Annotated in this window: 15 protein-coding genes; 6 read left to right on the forward strand and 9 right to left on the reverse strand. The window is 70.0% G+C overall.

Annotation, left to right across the window (positions count from 1 at the left end; all coding sequences use genetic code 11):
* Nucleotide 1 precedes the first annotated feature (1 nt).
* The 3 genes from AC6EKW_RS07175 to AC6EKW_RS07185 are packed head-to-tail and all read left to right on the forward strand — an operon-like array spanning nucleotide 2 to nucleotide 3,074.
* A complete protein-coding gene (locus AC6EKW_RS07175; RefSeq protein ID WP_498514046.1) occupies nucleotides 2-1,024 on the forward strand; it encodes a galactitol-1-phosphate 5-dehydrogenase in 1,023 nt (340 codons plus the stop codon).
* Nucleotides 1,021-1,806 (forward strand): SDR family oxidoreductase, encoded by a 786-nt coding sequence (locus AC6EKW_RS07180; protein WP_498514047.1) that lies wholly within the window; start codon nucleotides 1,021-1,023, stop codon nucleotides 1,804-1,806. Before AC6EKW_RS07175 ends, AC6EKW_RS07180 begins: the two co-directional genes overlap by 4 nt.
* Nucleotides 1,803-3,074, forward strand: coding sequence for a mandelate racemase/muconate lactonizing enzyme family protein (locus tag AC6EKW_RS07185; RefSeq protein WP_498514048.1), 1,272 nt, complete (start codon nucleotides 1,803-1,805; stop codon nucleotides 3,072-3,074). The genes AC6EKW_RS07180 and AC6EKW_RS07185 overlap by 4 nt, the downstream gene beginning before the upstream one ends.
* Here AC6EKW_RS07185 and AC6EKW_RS07190 read toward each other — a convergent pair.
* The 3 genes from AC6EKW_RS07190 to AC6EKW_RS07200 are packed head-to-tail and all read right to left on the reverse strand — an operon-like array spanning nucleotide 3,071 to nucleotide 6,482.
* Nucleotides 3,071-4,480 carry an amidase gene (locus AC6EKW_RS07190; RefSeq protein WP_498514049.1) on the reverse strand — a complete coding sequence of 470 codons (1,410 nt, stop codon included), beginning with the start codon at nucleotides 4,478-4,480 and terminating at the stop codon, nucleotides 3,071-3,073. The genes AC6EKW_RS07185 and AC6EKW_RS07190 overlap by 4 nt on opposite strands.
* A gap of 33 nt (nucleotides 4,481-4,513) precedes the next feature.
* Nucleotides 4,514-5,476 (reverse strand): DMT family transporter, encoded by a 963-nt coding sequence (locus tag AC6EKW_RS07195; protein ID WP_273888084.1) that lies wholly within the window; start codon nucleotides 5,474-5,476, stop codon nucleotides 4,514-4,516.
* Nucleotide 5,477: 1 nt separating this feature from the next.
* On the reverse strand, nucleotides 5,478-6,482 hold the full coding sequence (locus AC6EKW_RS07200) for a TIGR03557 family F420-dependent LLM class oxidoreductase (RefSeq protein WP_498514050.1): 1,005 nt from the start codon (nucleotides 6,480-6,482) through the stop codon (nucleotides 5,478-5,480).
* A 113-nt stretch (nucleotides 6,483-6,595) separates the two neighbouring features.
* On the opposite strand from AC6EKW_RS07200, the gene AC6EKW_RS07205 reads away from it, so the two are divergent.
* On the forward strand, nucleotides 6,596-7,960 hold the full coding sequence (locus AC6EKW_RS07205) for an MFS transporter (RefSeq protein ID WP_273888082.1): 1,365 nt from the start codon (nucleotides 6,596-6,598) through the stop codon (nucleotides 7,958-7,960).
* Here the strand turns inward: AC6EKW_RS07205 and AC6EKW_RS07210 are convergent.
* Genes AC6EKW_RS07210 through AC6EKW_RS07220 form a run of 3 tightly spaced genes read right to left on the reverse strand, consistent with a single transcriptional unit; the run spans nucleotide 7,957 to nucleotide 10,252 of the window.
* The gene (locus tag AC6EKW_RS07210; RefSeq protein WP_498514127.1) at nucleotides 7,957-9,111 is read right to left on the reverse strand and encodes a GNAT family N-acetyltransferase; all 1,155 of its coding nucleotides are present in this window, start codon (nucleotides 9,109-9,111) and stop codon (nucleotides 7,957-7,959) included. The genes AC6EKW_RS07205 and AC6EKW_RS07210 overlap by 4 nt on opposite strands.
* A 50-nt stretch (nucleotides 9,112-9,161) precedes the next feature.
* A complete protein-coding gene (locus AC6EKW_RS07215; RefSeq protein ID WP_273888081.1) occupies nucleotides 9,162-9,875 on the reverse strand; it encodes a ZIP family metal transporter in 714 nt (237 codons plus the stop codon).
* On the reverse strand, nucleotides 9,872-10,252 hold the full coding sequence (locus AC6EKW_RS07220) for a Fur family transcriptional regulator (protein WP_273888080.1): 381 nt from the start codon (nucleotides 10,250-10,252) through the stop codon (nucleotides 9,872-9,874). Before AC6EKW_RS07220 ends, AC6EKW_RS07215 begins: the two co-directional genes overlap by 4 nt.
* A gap of 149 nt (nucleotides 10,253-10,401) precedes the next feature.
* Here AC6EKW_RS07220 and AC6EKW_RS07225 point away from each other — a divergent pair, with 149 nt between their 5' ends.
* Nucleotides 10,402-10,878, forward strand: coding sequence for a DUF4188 domain-containing protein (locus AC6EKW_RS07225; protein WP_273888079.1), 477 nt, complete (start codon nucleotides 10,402-10,404; stop codon nucleotides 10,876-10,878).
* On the opposite strand, the gene AC6EKW_RS07230 is transcribed toward AC6EKW_RS07225, so the two are convergent.
* The gene (locus tag AC6EKW_RS07230; protein WP_498514051.1) at nucleotides 10,875-11,933 is read right to left on the reverse strand and encodes an aldo/keto reductase; all 1,059 of its coding nucleotides are present in this window, start codon (nucleotides 11,931-11,933) and stop codon (nucleotides 10,875-10,877) included. The two genes, AC6EKW_RS07225 and AC6EKW_RS07230, sit on opposite strands and share 4 nt — an antisense overlap.
* Before the next feature lie 58 nt (nucleotides 11,934-11,991).
* A complete protein-coding gene (locus AC6EKW_RS07235; RefSeq protein ID WP_498514052.1) occupies nucleotides 11,992-13,518 on the reverse strand; it encodes an ATP-binding protein in 1,527 nt (508 codons plus the stop codon).
* Nucleotides 13,519-13,614: 96 nt separating this feature from the next.
* Between AC6EKW_RS07235 and AC6EKW_RS07240 the strand changes: the two genes are divergently transcribed.
* On the forward strand, nucleotides 13,615-14,148 hold the full coding sequence (locus AC6EKW_RS07240) for a cob(I)yrinic acid a,c-diamide adenosyltransferase (protein ID WP_273888076.1): 534 nt from the start codon (nucleotides 13,615-13,617) through the stop codon (nucleotides 14,146-14,148).
* On the opposite strand, the gene AC6EKW_RS07245 is transcribed toward AC6EKW_RS07240, so the two are convergent.
* Nucleotides 14,145-16,181 (reverse strand): putative bifunctional diguanylate cyclase/phosphodiesterase, encoded by a 2,037-nt coding sequence (locus tag AC6EKW_RS07245; protein ID WP_273888075.1) that lies wholly within the window; start codon nucleotides 16,179-16,181, stop codon nucleotides 14,145-14,147. The genes AC6EKW_RS07240 and AC6EKW_RS07245 overlap by 4 nt on opposite strands.
* Nucleotides 16,182-16,189: the final 8 nt, after the last annotated feature.

A 16,189-nucleotide genomic window follows, 5' to 3' on the forward strand; every position in this document is an offset into this window, starting at 1 on the left:
CGTGAAGGCACTGGTCTGGCAGGGGCCGCGGAGCATGTCGGTCGAGGAGAGCCCGGAGCCCGAGCCGGGTCCCGGAGAGGTGGTACTGCGCACCGGCGCCGCCGGGATCTGCGGCTCGGAGGTCGAAGGGTACCTGGGCAGGATGGGCAACCGCACCCCGCCGCTCGTGATGGGACACGAGTTCGCAGGCACGGTGTCGAAGGTCGGCGAGGGGGTGGACCCTTCGTGGGAGGGGAGGAGGGCCGCGGTTAACCCCCTGCTCCCGTGCGACGAGTGCCCCATCTGCCGGGCCGGGATGGAGAACGCCTGCCCCAACCGCACCATGATCGGCATCCAGCACCCCGGAGCCTTCGCAGAGTACGTCCGCGTCCCCGCCGCGGCGCTGCTGCCGGTCCCCGACACCCTCCCGATGACCGCCGCGGCCCTCGCCGAACCGTTCGCCAACGGGGTGCACGCGGTACGCCTGGCGCAGGTTCGGGGGCCGATGGAGCGCGCCGTCGTCCTCGGCGCGGGCACCATCGGCACGATGGTCCTGCAGGCCGCGGTCCTGAGCGGGATCCCGGAGGTCACCGTCGTCGAGCCGCACGAGGGGAGGAGGGAGAAGGCATTCTCCTTCGGGGCGAACGCAGCGTTCCCCTCGGGTGAAGACGCGAAGGAGGCGCTGCGCGAGGCCACGGGCGGCCTCGGTGCCGACGTCGTCTTCGACGCTGCCGGCACCTCTCAGACGCGGCGTCTCGCCGCCGGGCTGCTCCGTCCCGGAGGGATGGCCGTCCTCGTCGGGCTGCACGAGGACGAGAGCCTCATACCCTTCCACCACCTGGTGCGCAACCAGCTCGCGCTGCAGGGCTCCTACGCCTACACCCGCGAGGACTTCCGGCAGGCGCTCGACTGGATCTCCGAGGGCCGCGCCGGGATCGGCGAGCTCCCCGACCCCCTGCCGCTCTCCGAGGGCCCCGAAGCGTTCCGCCGCCTGGCCGAAGGTCCCACAGACCAGGTGAAGATCTTTCTGGCGGAGGGGGCGTGAACGGGCGTCCGCTCTCCGGGTGCACCGCGATCGTCACCGGGGCCTCGAGCGGGATCGGGCTCGCCACGGCGAACCTCTTCTGCGACTCCGGGGCCCGCGTCCACGCGGTGGCGCGCAGGAGGGAGGCCATGGAGGAGGGCGCCGGCGAAGAGCGCCTCGCCACGGGGCGCCTCATCCCGCACGCCCTCGACGTCTCGGACCGCGAGGGCGTGGAGGCGCTGGTCGCGGAGACGGGCGGGCGTGAGCGAATCGACCTCCTCGTGCTCGCGGCCGGGACCAACGTCCCCGACAGGAGCCTGGAGAAGCTCTCCGCGGAGGACTGGGAGCGCATCCTCTCGGTGAACCTCTGCGGGGCGTTCTACTTCCTCAAGGCCGCGCTTCCCCACCTCAGAACCTCGCGCGGCCAGGCCATCCTCATAGGCAGCGTCTCCGGGTTCTGGCCCGACGCCTCCGGCCCGGCGTACCAGGCCTCGAAGGCCGGGATGGCCGCGCTCGCGCGGGCGGCGGGCATCGAGGAGCACGCGAGGGGCGTGCGCTTCTCGAGCGTGCTGCCCGGCATCGTGGACACGCCCCTGCTGGACGACCGGCCCGCACCGCCGCCCAGGGAGGTGCGCGAGCGGGCGCTCAAGCCCGAGGACGTGGCGCGGGCGTGCCTGTTCCTCGCCACGCTCCCGGAGCACGTCTACGTGCCCGAGATGACCATCCTGCCGGCCGAGCTCCAGGCCCTCGGCAAGACCGGAGCGGCGACCCCGCAACTTCCCCCCAGAGAGGAGGACGCGTGAAGATAACGAGCATCAGCACGGCCGTCGTCGAGGCCAACTACGACTGGACCTTCATCCGCATCCGGACCGACGAAGGGATAACCGGGCTCGGCGAGAGCTACCTGGCGCCGGGGCTCACCGCGATCATCCGCGAGATGGGGCGGCTGCTCGTCGGGGAAGACCCGAGAGACATCGACCGGCTCTTCTCCAAGATGCGCTGGGCCGCCTCGGGCGCGGGTTCGATGGGCGGGATCGTCTACAACGCCATCTCCGGGATAGAGGCGGCGCTCTGGGACGTGCTCGGCAAGTACTGCGGCGTCCCCATCTACCGCCTGCTCGGCGGTAAGTACCGCGACCGCGTCCGCGTCTACGCCGACTGCCACGCCGGGGAGGCGCTCGAAGCGCTCGACTCGCTCATGGTCGCCCGCCGCCCACGCTGGCTGCCGGAGGAGGAGAGGACGGCGATCTCCGCCGAGATCAACCACCCCGTCCACGGTCGGGCCTACGGGGAGGCGGAGGCCACCGAGGTCTTCACCCCCGAGATGTACGCCGCCCGCGCCCGCGAGGTCGCCTCCCGCGGGTTCACCGCGCTCAAGTTCGACCTCGACGTCCCGAACCCCCACACCCTGGACACCCACTCCGGCACCCTCACCCACGCCGAGGTCGGGTTCATGGTCTCGCTCGTCGAGGCCGTCCGGGAGGCGGTCGGGGATACGGTGGACATCGCCTTCGACCTGCACTGGCGCTACGACGTCTCCGACGCGCTGCGGCTGGCCTGCGAGCTCGAGCCTTACGGGCTGATGTGGCTCGAGGACCCGGTCCCGCCGGAGAACGTCGAGGCGCTGCGGCGCGTCACCGCGGGGACCCGCACCCCGATCTCGAGCGGCGAGAACTTCTACATGCGCTACGGCTTCCGCGAGGCTCTGGAGAGGGGCGCGCTGGACATCGCCGCCCCCGACCTGCAGAAGACCGGCGGGCTCCTGGAGGGACGAAAGATAGCCGACCTGGCAGACACCCACTACGTCGCCCTCGCCCCGCACTGCATCGCCTCTCCCGTCGGGACGCTCGCCTCGGCGCACCTGGCCGCCGCGATCCCGAATTTCCTCGCGCTGGAGTGGCACGGGATGAGCGTCCCGTTCTGGGAGGAGATGGTCACGGGTCTCGACCACCCCGTGATCGAGGACGGGTTCATCCGCGTTCCGGAAGCCCCGGGGCTCGGGGTCGAGCTGAACGAGGAGGTGGCCCGCCGCTACGCCCGTCCCGGCGAGCCGTTCTTCGAGGAGACCTAGAGAGAAGGACGCCGGCCTTCGAACCCCGTCGCCTGCTCGAAGGCGTGCGCGAGGCGCAGCACCCCGACCTCGTCGCGGGGACGGCCCACGATCTGAAGCCCCACCGGAAGCCCCTCCGGGGTGAAACCTCCCGGCACCGAGATCGCGGGCAGGGCGGTCACGGTTATGTAGTAGCAGGACTTCATCCAGTCGATGTAGGTCTGCATCGGCTCGCCCGCCACCTCCGTCGGGTACTCCACCTCGACGTCGAACGGGAGGACCTGAACCGTCGGGAGGAGCAGGAAGTCGTAGAGATCGAGGAACTTTCGCACCCGGTGGTAGAGCTCCGTCCTGGCCTTCTCGGCCCGTGCGAGGTCGTCCGGGGTGAGCCTCGCCCCCTGCTCGATGTTCCAGACCACCGTCTCCTTCATCTCGTGCCGGTGCTCCGCGAGAAGCTCCCCGTAGGAGAGGTGGAACTGGAAGGCCCTGAAGACCTTGAACGCCTCGTCGGCGCCGGAGAAGTCCGGTGCGGCCTCCTCGACGGTGCATCCGATCTCTTCGAAGACACCGAGGGTGCCTTCGAGCGTCTCCAACACCTCCCGCTCGACGGGGAGCTCCCCGAGGGTGGGACTCCAGGCGAGACGCGCTCCGGAGAAGTCATGCTCCAGGGAATCGAGGAAGATCTCCCCCGGCTCGGACAGAGAGAGCGGGGCGCGCGGGTCGGGGCCCGCGATCGCCGCGAGCATGAGCGCAACATCGGAGGCGCTCCGGGCCATCGGACCTTCGACCGAGAGCGGGGACCACGGGACGAGCGTGGGCCAGGTGGGGACCCTCCCGGGTGAGGGCCTCAAACCCACGACGTTGCAGAAGGAAGCCGGGTTGCGCAGCGATCCCCCCATGTCCGAGCCGTCGGCGATCGGAACCATCCCGGCCGCGAGCGCGGCGGCCGCCCCGCCGCTCGACCCGCCGCAGGTCTTCGAGAGGTCGTAGGGGTTTCTGGTCGCCCCGAAGATCGGGTTGAACGTCTGCGAGCCCGCGCCGAACTCGGGGGTGTTGCTCTTGCCCAGGGTTATCGCGCCGGCTCTCTTCAGGCGCTCGACGATGAGCGCATCGTCCTCCGGGACGAAGTCTCTGAAGGCCGGAGAGCCGAAGGTCGTGCGGATGCCCCTGGTGGTAACGAGATCCTTGTGCACCACCGGGAGCCCGTGCAGGATCCCGATCTCCCCGCCCCGGGCAAGCCTCCGGTCGGCCTCGCGCGCCTCCTCGACGGCCCGCTCCGGCACCAGGGTGACGATGGCGTTCACCCTCGGGTTCGTCTCCTCGATGCGCCGGAGGTGGGCCTCGACGACCTCCACGGCGGAGAGCTCGCGCTCCCGGATCATGCGGGCCATCTCACGTGCCGGGAGGTAGCAGATCTCCTCAGCCACGGGCCTTCCGCTCCGGACTCCGGGCGGGCCCCATCAGCGGCATCTGGCCGGCGCGGAATCCTGCACCACCGGGGAGGGAGTCTCGGGTTCGGGGGAGCGGGCGCTGAGGCGTCCGAGCACGAAGACCGAAGCCCAAAGGAGGAGGAAGCCCGCGATCTGGTTGGGTGTGACGCCCACCCCGAGCACGACCCAGTTGAGGACCACCGCGGTCGCGGGGAAGGCGAGCTCGGCGAGGGTGGCGTAGGAGGCGCGGGTGGAGGTCAGGCCCCGGTAATAGAGCAGGAGGGCGATGAGCCCCGGGATCAGGGCGAGCAGCGCCACCCGCAGGGGGTGTGCGGCGATCCCCTCCCCGACGCCGCCCATCCTCCCCTGCCAGAGCACGATCACCCCGAGCAGCGGCAGCGCACTCAGGAGACGGGCCCCGGTGAGGGTGTGGAAGGGGAGATCCCGCAGCACGAAGCGGCCCATGACCGTCGAGGAGCCCCAGAGAAACGCCGCCCCGAGCGCGAAGAGCGATGAGAGTAGCGCACCGCTTCCGAGCTTCCCGAACGGCGAGAGGTCGGAGAAGGAGATCAGGTACGCCCCGGCCATCGCGACGACGAAGCACCCCCAGTAGCGCCAGCCGAGCCGCTCGCGCAGGAGCAGCGAGGAGAGGGTTATCGCGAAGAGAGGCTGGGTCTTCTGCAGCAGGATCGCGGCGGTCGGGTTCCCGAGTGCGAACGCCTCGGTGAACATCAGCGTGGCGAGCGCCGAGCCTCCCCAGCCTATGGTAAACAGCGCGAGCCAGTGCAGCGCCCGGAAGCCGCGGAACGCCCGCCAGCCGAGCGCGACCGCCGGGACCGAGTAGGCGGCCAGAAACAGGTGCTCGGAGAAGACGATCGCCGTCGGCGACATGTACTTAAGGAGCGGCACCCGCAGCACCCCGTCGGTGCCCCAGAACGCCGCCCCGACCGCGACCATAAGGACCCCGAGGAAGCTCCCCCTCTTCCAGCCCAAGCTAGGCCGCCCCCGGCCAGCGGAGCTTCGGGATCACCCGCTCCCCGTAGACGCGGATGAACTCCTCCTGGTTACGCCCGACGTTGTGCACGTAGACCTCGTCGAAGCCCAGGTCCACGTAGTGCTGGATGTGCTCCAGGTGCTCGTCGGGGTCGGCGGAGATCAGCACGCGGTTCGCGAAATCCTCTATCCTGACCTGCCTGGCCATCGCGGCGAAGTCCTCGGGGTTTCTGATGTCGGCTTTGGGGAAGGGCATCCCGCCGTTGGGCCACTCTTTGAGGGCGTTCTCCTCGGCCTCTCTCTGGCTCTTCGCGTAGGAGACGTGGAGCTGCAGGATGCGCGGCATCTCGGAGGGGTCCTTGTCCTCCTGTCGCGCCCCCTCCTCGAAGCGCTCCATGAGCATCCTTATCTTCTCGTCCGGGGCGCCGACGGTGATGATCCCGTCGCACAACCTCCCGGTGCGCCTGCTCATGACGGGCCCGGCGGTGGCGACGTAGATCGGGGGCGGGCTCTCCGGCAGGGTGTAGAGCCTCGCGCTCTCGAGCTTTATGTGCTCCCCCTGGTACTTGACCACCTTCCCCGAGAAGAGCCGCCTTATCACCTCGATCGACTCCATCAGGATGCGCAGGCGGGTCGGGGCCTCGGGCCAGTAGCGCCCGACGACGTGCTCGTTCAGGGCCTCACCGGCTCCCAGCCCGAGCCAGAAGCGTCCGGGGTACATCGCCTCCAGCGTGGCCGCGGCCTGCGCGATCACCGCCGGGTGGTAGCGGAAGCCGGGCGGTGTCACCCCGGTCCCGAAGCGCAAAGAAGTCGTCGCCCCGAGCGCCCCGAGCCAGCTCCACACGAACGCGCTCTGCCCCTGCTCCGGGGTCCAGGGGTGGAAGTGGTCGGAGGCCATCACCGAGGTGAACCCGGCCTCCTCCGCCTGTTTCGACCACCTCAGGAGGTCCGTCGGGTGGAACTGCTCGAACATCGCCGCGTAGCCGAGAGTGCCGGTGGTCTTCATGCCCCTCCCTGATCTCGCCTGTAATAAGCAGGGTACCGGCCAATTATATTTGCGATCCCGGCGGACGGGCGTGTATATTCCGGCCCGTGTGAGACCTTTTCACGGGGAGGAGGGTGCGGACGCAGGGAACCCGGATCACGATAGCCTCGCGCCTGGACCGACTGCCGGTCTACTCGATGCACCGCAGGCTCATCGCCGTGCTCGGTGTAGGCACCTTCTTCGACCTCTACGACATCTTCCTCGGCGGGGTCCTGGCGGCGGTGCTCGCGGACACCTTCAACCTGGGAACCACGGGCAAGGCGCTCGTCATCGGCTCGGGCTTCGTCGGGATGTTCTTCGGGGCGAGCGTGCTCGGGATCGTCTCGGACTACGTCGGGCGGCGGGCGATGTACCAGGTGGACCTCCTGATCTACTCGATCTTCTCGCTCGCCGCCGCGTTCGCGCCCTCGCTGGCCCTTATCCTGATCTTCCGCTTCCTCGGCGGCCTCGGGCTCGGGGCGACGCTCCCGATGACCGACATCTACATGGGCGAGATGGTCCCGCGCCGGGTGCGCGGCCGGTTCACCGCGCTCGCCTACACCATAGGCTTCTTCGGGGTGCCGGTCGCCGGGCTCGCCGGTCGGCTTCTCGCCCCGAACGACCTGGGCGGGATCGCCGGCTGGCGGTGGCTCTTCGTCTTCGGCTCGCTCGGGGCGTTCATCGTCTGGTTCATGCGCCGCAGCCTCCCGGAGTCGCCGCGGTGGTACGAGATAAAGGGCCGTCCGCTGGAGGCCGAGGCGGCGATGCGCCGGATGGAGGAAGCGGCCCGCCGCGAGCGCGGCATCGACGAGCTGCCTGCGCCCGAGCCCGCCCCGGTCGAGCCCCAGCGCGAGGCGACCTTCCGGGAGATCTTCGATGAGGGCTACGCCCGGCGTACGGTGATGCTCTTCGTCTTCCAGATCCTGCAGACCGTCGGTTACTACGGCTTCGGCTCGCTCGCCCCGATAGTCCTCACCGACAAGGGCTTCGACATCGTCGAGACGCTCGGGTACACCGCGCTCATCTTCCTCGGCTACCCGATAGGCTCGATGGTCTCGGTGCCCGTCGTCGAGCGTTTCGAGCGCAAGTGGATCATCGTCGGTTCGGCGATCCTGATGGCGATCCTCGGGATGGTCTTCGGCTTCGCCTCCTCGGTGCCCGTGATCGTCTTATCCGGGTTCCTGCTCACCGCGGTGAGCAACCTCTTCTCCAACGCCTTCCACATCTACCAGGCGGAGATCTTCCCGACCCGCATGCGCGGCACGGCCGTCGGCACGGCGTACAGCCTGAGCCGCCTGACGAGCGCCGTCCTGCCGTTCGTCGCCGTTCCTTTCCTGGCGGCCTACGGCCCGGCGGCGACGTTCATCGGCTCGGCCGTGATCCTGGGGATCCTCTGCCTGGACGTGGGCATCCTCGGCCCCCGCTCGACGGGCCGCACCCTGGAGAAGATCGCGCGCTAGAAGTGGTCCGGGCGGAAGACCCACGGGTCCCGCACCGGGAAGATCTCCTCGAGAACCTCCAGCGCCCGCTCCGTGTCGGGCTCGATGAGCCCGCGCCGGGCGAGATCGCGCGCGGGCAAATACCCGGCGTAGAGCTGCGCTAGCCGCCGCACGTCGAGCGTGACGCGCCCGGCGATCTCCCCCTCCCCCACGACGTGCTCCCCCTCGTTCTCCGGAAAGAGCTCATCTCGGACGTCGAGCGCGAGCGACCGTGATCCCCGGGGCCGCAAGAGATCCAGGGCGCCGCGCACGTCGACGATCCGGAGCATCTGCTCGGGGCTCACCCGCGCCTCGACGTATGAGCTCCTCAGGTAGGGGTGCAGCGGCTCCCCGCGCGGGCTCCACATCCTGACGCCGAAGACCTCCGGGTCGAGCGAGGCGGGGAGCGAGAGGAGCCCGGCCAGGGCCTGGGGTGTCCGCCAGACGAGCTCGCGCACCCGCATCGTCCGGCGCGGCTCCCGGGCGGGCTCGAAGGGGCTCGTCTCGTAGAGCATGTACCCCTCCAGCTCGTCGCCCTGCTCGTAGACGGCGGCCTCGACCTCCTCCCGCCCCAGAAGCCTCTCCCAGTACGCCCGGCCGCGGCGCACGCAGAGCCGGTGGCGGGCGGCCGCCTCCTCGTGCAACCCCATCATCCGCACCAGGTCCTCCTCGCAGCAGGCCCGCACGTTCCGCTGCTCCGGAGACGTCGGCAGCTTCCCCGGCTCCAGCCGGTACTCGATGGCCTCGCCCGCGAGCTCGTAGCCGAAGGAGCGGTAGAAGGCGTGGGCGAAGGGCCAGAGCATCGAGAGCGAAACACCTCCCGCGCGCATCCGGCGCAGCGCCTCGCGCACGAGCTCCCCGGCGTAACCCCGCCTCCGGTACGCCGGGTGGGCGGCCACCGCGGCGACCCCGCCCACCGGCACCGCCCTCCCCTCAACATAGGCCTCGAGCGGGAGCACGGTCGCCGTCGCCCGCACCTCCCCGTCTTCCTCCAGCACGTAGACGCTCTCGGGATCCACCCGGGGGTTCTTCCCGGGGTCGAAGTAGTCCCTCCAGCGCCCGACGTCGTTCCCGAACGCGAGCGCGAGCAACCGGGAGAGGGTCTCGAGATCCTCCCCGGCGACCGTCCTCACCTCCAAAGCCATCCTCCCTTCCGCTCGACTCCGAAGGGATTGTAACCGGATCAGGCGAGGCGGCTGATCAGGAACATGAACAACACCCCCCCGAGCGCGAGCAGCGTGCTCCTCCGGAACCCGAGCGGCGCAGCGAGCGGCAGCAGCCTCCCCGTCGCGGCGAAGATGAAGAGCCCGGAGAAGAACCCTATCGCCACCGGGAACACCACGCCCGGAACCGGCAGCACCATCGCCACGACCGCCCCGACGAGCGGGGTGAGCGCGTCCGCCACGAGCATCCCCACGGACCGCTTCACCGGCTGGCCGTGGGCGACCATGTAGGAGACGGTGTCAAGCCCGTCGGAGAAATCGTGCCCGATGACCGCGAGCGCGACCAGCACCCCCACGCTCATGCTGACCTCGAACCCGAGCCCGATGGCGAGCCCGTCGAAGAAGCTGTGCACCACGAAACCACCGGCTCCGACGAGCCCGGCCGTCCCTCCACCTTTCTCGTGGTGCCCCGCGGAGTGCTCCATCACCCTGAACGCAAGGTACCCGGCGAGCGCAGCCCCGAGCGGCACCACCGGCTGCATCCCGAGCTCAGAGGCCCGGCTCACCGCATCCGGCAACAGGTCGAAGAACGCCGCCCCGAGCACCACGCCCCCGGCTAGAGCCATCAAAACCTGCCGGCGTCCCGGCCAGCGCAGCGCCGCTATCCCCCCGGCCATCGTCGAGAAGAACGTCACCGACGAAAACACGAGCGTGGCTATCGTCGCCCCGTTCATGCTCCCTCCCCCGAACAACGGGGACAGAGGCCGGTGAAGAGCAACTCGTGCCCGAAGACCCGAAACCCCGTCGCCTCCTCGACCCTCTTCTCACACCCGCCGACGATGCACCCCTCGACGGCGGAAATCGTCCCGCACCGCTCACACCTGACGTGCTCGTGGTGCCCGCGGGCCGCCTCGTAGCGCGCCTTCCCATCCCCGAACTCCACCCGCCTCAATACCCCCTCCTCCTCCAGCCGCCGCATCGCCCGCCATACCGTCGAGAAATCCACCCCCCCACCAAGCGCCCGCGCAACATCCTCCACAGACCAGTCGTGCCTCCCCGAAGAGCCCACGAGCCTCTCCACCGCTTCCTTCGTGTGCGCCGGTCGTGCCAACCTTAAAACCTCCCTCTCGAAAAGCTTCTCGCCACCGGGCAGTATAGCCCCGAAACAACATTTTGCAAGTCGTTTGCGAAATGGGGCGGGGTGGTGAAGGAAGGGTTATGGTTAGGGAAGCTGGCGAGAGGAGGTCGGGAGGTCCGTGCATGGAGCGGGGAAGGTTCACGGCTGGCATGGAGGGTTCGTTCGCGGTGTTCATCTTCGGGATCAGGGTGAACAGGCTCCGTGCCGTCGGGAGGTGGCTCCCGGTATTGAGGGCGCTGCGGGGCGTGTTACGGGAGCTCCGCGGGCACCGGGGGAGAGGCTTCTTCGGGGCGGAGACCTTTTTCTATTGGCGGGGGGTGGCGGTGGTCCAGTACTGGCGTTCGCGGGAGGATCTGGAGCGCTTCGCGCGTGATCCGGAGGACGTACACCTGCCGGCCTGGAGAAAGTTCAACCGGGAGGTCAGGAAGAGCGGGGTGGTCGGCGTCTGGCACGAGGCGTATGCGGTAGAAGACGGGCGCTACGAGGCCGTCTACGCCAACATGCCGCCGTTCGGGCTGGCGCGGGCCACCGGGCGCGTCCCGGCCGTGGGGGGCGGGAAGGGCGCCCGGCGGCGTACGCGGGGCGGGGAGGAGGGCTAGCCCCGCTTTTCGAGGTGCGAAGCGAGGAGCGGCATGTCCGCCGGGCCGAGCCGGTCGGAGGCCGTCTTGAGCTGGTGCCAGAACGGGTAGATGAGCGGCGGGGCGCTCACCTCGTCGAGGCGGGCGCGCTCCTCTGCGGTGAGCTCGAGGTCCGCGGCCTTCAGGTTGTCCGCGAGCTGTTCGTCGGTGCGCGCCCCTATTATCACGGAGGCGACGCCGGGACGGCCCAAAAGCCAGGCCAGCGCGACCTGGGCGGCGGAGACACCGTGGTTTCCGGCGATCTCGACCAGGGTCTCTATCGTATCGTAGAGTTTCTCCTCGTCGCGCACCGGGGGTTCGTCCCAGCCGGCGAGGTGGCGGCCCTCCTTCGCGTCCTGTCCCCGGCGGTACTTGCCCGAGAGGAGGCCGCCGGCGAGCGGGCTCCACACCAGGATCGAGCAGTCCTGGTCTATGGCTATGGGCACGTTCTCGTACTCGGCGTCGCGCGATTCGAGGGAGTAGTAGATCTGCTGGCTCACGAAGCGCTCGTAGCCGAGGTGTTCGGAGATCCCGAGCGCCTTCATCAGCTGCCAGCCCGCGTAGTTCGAGCAGCCGACGTAGCGCACCTTGCCGGACTTGACCAGGGTGTCCAGGGCCTCGAGCGTCTCCTCGAGCGGGGTGAGGCCGTCCCACTCGTGCACCTGGTAGAGGTCTATGTAGTCGGTGCCGAGGCGCCTGAGGCTGGCCTCGCACTCCCGGATGAGGTGGTGGCGGGAGAGCCCGGAGTCGTTGGGCCCTTCGCCGGTGCGCATGCGGGCCTTGGTCGCGAGCAGCAGCCTGTCACGCTTGCCGGCTATGGCCTTGCCGAGGATCTCCTCCGACTCACCCGCGGAGTAGATGTTCGCGGTGTCGAAGAGGTTCACGCCGGCGTCCAGGCACATATCCACCTGGCGGGTGGCCGCTTTGACGTCGGTGGAGCCGACGGCCTTGAAGCCGCCCTTCCCGCCGAAGGTCATCGTGCCGAGCGCGAGCGTCGAGACCATGAGCCCCGAGCGCCCCAGCCTGCGGTACTCCATCCCTCCTCCTTCCGTGGATGTCTCCTGTTCGTGCCAGTTTGAAAGCCTAGCACAGCGCTCAGCGCCCGACGCTCGGGCGCACCCGCTTCATCGCGGTGCGGAAGTCGTAGGTGGTGACCCGGAGCGAGTCGAGCCGGTGCGGGGGGATACGACGCTCGAGGGAGCGCAGGTCTATGGTGCGGCGCATGCAGGCGAGCGCCGCCTCCCGGCAGAGCGCCTCGATGTCCGCGCCGGAGTAGCCGCGGGTGAGGCGGGCCAGCTCGTCGAGGTCGAGGGTGGGGTCGGTGGGCATCCGGCGGACGTGTATCTCGAAGATCCGGCGCCGTCCGGCTTCGTCGGGCAGTCCGACCTCGATCTCGTGGTCGAAACGACCGGGGCGGCGGAGGGCGGGGTCTATCGCGTCGAGGCGGTTGGTGGTGGCGATCACGCAGACCCGCCCGGGCTCGCCCAGCCCGTCCATCAGCGAGAGGAGCTGGGAGACGAGCGTCGCCTCGAAGCTCTCGCTCATCGCCTCGCGCGCGGAGGCGAAGGAGTCGATCTCGTCGAAGAGGATGATCGAGGGGGCCTTCGCCCTCGCCTCGGCGAAGATGGCCCGGAGCTTCGCCTCGCTCTGGCCCCAGAAGCGGCTCAGGATCTCGGGCCCGGAGACCGCGATGAAGTGCGCCCCGCACTCGTGCGCGACCGCCCGCGCCAGAAGCGTCTTGCCGGTGCCCGGTGGACCGTGGAAGATGATACCCCTGTGCGGCCTTATCCCCAGCCTCCGGAAGATCTCCGGGTGGGTCATCGGCAGCTCCACGGCCTCCCTCACCAGCGCCACCGTCTCGTCGAGGCCACCCACGTCCTCGTAACGGGTGGCAGGGATGCTGCGGCTCCCGGGAGCGTCGCCGCCCGCCGCCGCGACCCCCGCTCCCCTGCTGCGGACGCTCTTCGCCAGACGCTCGAAGAGGCTCTCGCCCTCCTCCGGCTCTTCCTCCCGCTCCCCGCTCCGCGTCACCCCCCACTCGGAGAGTGGACCGTCCTCCCGGTAGCTCCAGCCCGCCTCGCGCGAGGGGTCTATCTCGTCGGGCAGGCGGGCCATCGTCTCCGCGATGCCGTCGAGGTCGAGGATCGGGCAGTGCGCGTAGGCGCCCAGGTCGGAGACGACCCGGGCCGCCATGGCCTCCTTGTCCACCCGGAAGACGCCATCCTCCCCCATCCTGCCGAACGAGTACCAGGAGTTCGGCGTCCTGCGCGGGTTGTCGTAGACGTGGATCTGCCGGCAGGGGAAGAGCTGCCTCTCTGAGAGGGAGCGCGGCGTGCACCACTCCCGCGCCGGGCTCCCCGAGCGCTCCTTCCTGAAGAAGCACCGCATCCCTGCGAACAGTTCCTCACCCCTCACGGCCCGGCCATCCACCGCGTACTCCACCCGTCCCTCGCCGCGCAGCAGGACCGAGAGCTCATGGAGGGTACGCCAGTCGGCGGGGAGGTCCAGCTCCACCCCGACCCGCTCCCCCTCGATGCGGCAACCCGGGTGCCCCGCCGCGACCTCCCTCGCCCGGCCGAGCGGGCCTCCGGAATCGAGCGGGAACCTCAAGAAGACCTTCACGAACGATGATTCTAACCCAGAGGATGCTAGATTACGCGTCGAAAGGCCGTGGAAGGGGAACGATGCCACCTTCGGAGAGCGCGGAAGGAGAGCCTGATGGGCGAGAAGGACAACCCGCCGGTCTCGACCGGCAGAGGAGACGACGGCACGACGACCCTGCTCGGGGCGGGACGTCTGCGCAAGGACGATCCGCGCATAAGGGTGCTCGGGGATATAGACGAGGCGAGCTCCTTACTCGGGCTCGCCCGCGCCGAGGCCGGGGAGGGGGAGCTGGCGGCGCTGTTGCTCTCCCTGCAGCGGCTCCTCTACCGCATCATGGGCGACGTCGCCATGCCGAACGAGGAGAACACGGTCGGCGAGAGCGACCTCGAGTACGTGCAGGACGCCCTGGCGCAGTGGAGGGAGCGGACGGAGATCCCGCGCGAGTTCGTCGTACCGGGGGAGAGCCGCCTCGGTGCGCTCGTAGACGTGGCCCGATCGGTGGTGCGCCGGGCGGAGAGGAGCCTCGTCGCCGCCGGTTACGCCGAGGCCCACCCGCAGGCCCTGCGGGTGATCAACAGAACCTCGGATCTGCTCTTCGTCGCGGCGCGCCACGCCGACGGGGGGAACCGGCTCTCGAAGGGAGACTAGCGGCTCCCGCCGGGGGCGAGCATCTCGTCCAGACGCCACGCCGGCAGGAGCCCGGCGAAGAGGTTCCCCTGCAGCGTGGTGCAGCCGAGGACCCGCAGCGCTTCGACCTGTCCGCCCCGCTCGACCCCGTCGGCCACCGGCTCGACCTCGAGGGCCCGCGCCAGCGCCACCGCGGACCCCACGGCCGCCCGGCAGGAGGCGTCGGACTCAAGCCCCTCTACCAGCGAGCGGTCGATCTTCACCGAGTCAGCCGGCAACTTCCCGAGGTGCGAGAGCGGCAGACCGCCCACCCCGAAACCGCATATCTCCAGCCCGACACCGAGCCGCTTGAGGTGCGCGAGCGAGCGCTCCATCCCGTTCGGCGCGCTCACCAGGGCCGCCTCCGGGATCTGCAAAACCAGCGTCCGCGGGTCGAGCCCGCCTCCCTGCAGCAGCCGGGCGAGGAGGCCGACGAGCCCGGGGACCATGCGACCGGAGAGCGCGACCCCCACGAAGGGCGTGGCGCCTCTCCCCGCCCAGAGCACGGCCCTCCGGCACGCCTCTTCGAGGACCATCCTCCTCAGATCCTCCTCGAGGCCGGCCGTCCCGGCGACCTCGAACAACTCTCCCGGCGTCAGCCTGCCGTGCTCGGGGTGCTCCCAGCTCGGGAAGGCCTCGGCGCCGACGACCCGCAGGATCCCGTCCCGCAGGCTCACCCTCGGCCGGAACAGGAGCTCCACCTCCCCGCGGTCGAGGGCAAGCCGCAGGTCCGACTCCAGCGCCAGACGCTCGAAGGCGCGCGCCTCCTCTTCCGCATCGAAGAACCCGCACGCCGCCCCACCCCGGGCTTTGACACCGGAGGAGGCAGCCTCCGCCTCGAGCAACATCTCCTGCGGGGAGACGCCCGTCCTGCCGAGCGAGACGCCGATGCTCGCGCTCAGGAGCACGTCGGCACCCTCCACGGTGAAGGGGTGTCGGATCTCCCGCTCGAGCTTCCGGGCGAGGCGCGCGGCGTCGGCGGCGTCACGCACATCCTCGATCAGGACGGCGAACTCATCCTCCCCGAGCCGGGCCACGGTGTCCGTCTCCCGCACCGAAGAGGAGATCCGCCGTCCGGCGGCGCGCAGCAGGGCTCCGCTCCCTTCTTCTCCCAGAGCGTCTCCGGCGAGCCGGAACCCGTCCAGGTCGAGGTGGAAAACGGCCGGAAGCCCGCTGCCGGCGCGGTGCAGCAACGCCCGCGAGAGCCGGTCGAGGAAGATCTCCCTGCCCGGGAGCCCGGTCAGCGGGTCGCGGGGGGGCTCCCCGAAGGGCCGCTCTTCCCGGAGGGCTGTCAACTCGACCATGACCCCCTGCCAGCGCACCCCGCCGTCCTCCTCGACCGGAGCGCTCGCGTCGCGCACCCAGACGACCCGCCCGTCGCGCGAGATCATCCGGTACTCGATCTCGACCGGCTCCCCCGTCATCCGGGAGCGCACCGACGCGGTGAGGACCCTCTCCCGGTCTTCGGGGTGCAGGAGCTTGAGGAAGAGGTTCTCGTCGGCCAGCCATTCCTCGGGGGAGAAACCGAGCATCTTCTCGGCGTACGGGCTCATGTACGGCCGGGGTTCGAGACCCCCCGCGTCGTCCACGTAGAAGACCACGCCGGGGGTCTCCTCGACCAGGCTGCGGTACCTGCGCTCCGTCCTCCGCAGATCCATCTCCATCCGGCGGCGTCCTGTGACCTCGCGCACGAGGCAGACGACCGCACGAACCCCTCTCCAGTCCACCGGAGACGCGCTGGTCTCGGCGATGAACCTCTCGCCGTCCTCCCCGCGGTGCACCGCCTCGTAGCCCAGCGGCCCACGCAGGGCCCGCAGCAGCTGCCGCCTCTCTTCGTCGGGCCGGTCCGAGAGCCGCGAGAGCGAAGCACCGCCGCGGAGACCGTAAAGTTCGCGGGCCCGGGCGTTGGCGGCCAGCACCGCCCCACTCTCCGGGTCGATCACCAGGGCGGCTTCCGCCAGCCGCTCGAAGAGTGCGCGGTATCCGTCCCCTCCCTGCCTGTCCCTGCCCGCCACACGCCTGT

It is taken from the genome of Rubrobacter sp. M3-4 (genome assembly GCF_059772285.1).

Coding starts and splice junctions, on each gene's coding strand:
- AC6EKW_RS07200 (WP_498514050.1), bottom strand. CDS start 6,482: ATGAAGACCACCGGCACTCTCGGCTACGCGGCGATGTTCGAGCAGTTC.
- AC6EKW_RS07240 (WP_273888076.1), top strand. CDS start 13,615: ATGGGCGAGAAGGACAACCCGCCGGTCTCGACCGGCAGAGGAGACGAC.
- AC6EKW_RS07225 (WP_273888079.1), top strand. CDS start 10,402: ATGGAGCGGGGAAGGTTCACGGCTGGCATGGAGGGTTCGTTCGCGGTG.
- AC6EKW_RS07230 (WP_498514051.1), bottom strand. CDS start 11,933: ATGGAGTACCGCAGGCTGGGGCGCTCGGGGCTCATGGTCTCGACGCTC.
- AC6EKW_RS07215 (WP_273888081.1), bottom strand. CDS start 9,875: ATGAACGGGGCGACGATAGCCACGCTCGTGTTTTCGTCGGTGACGTTC.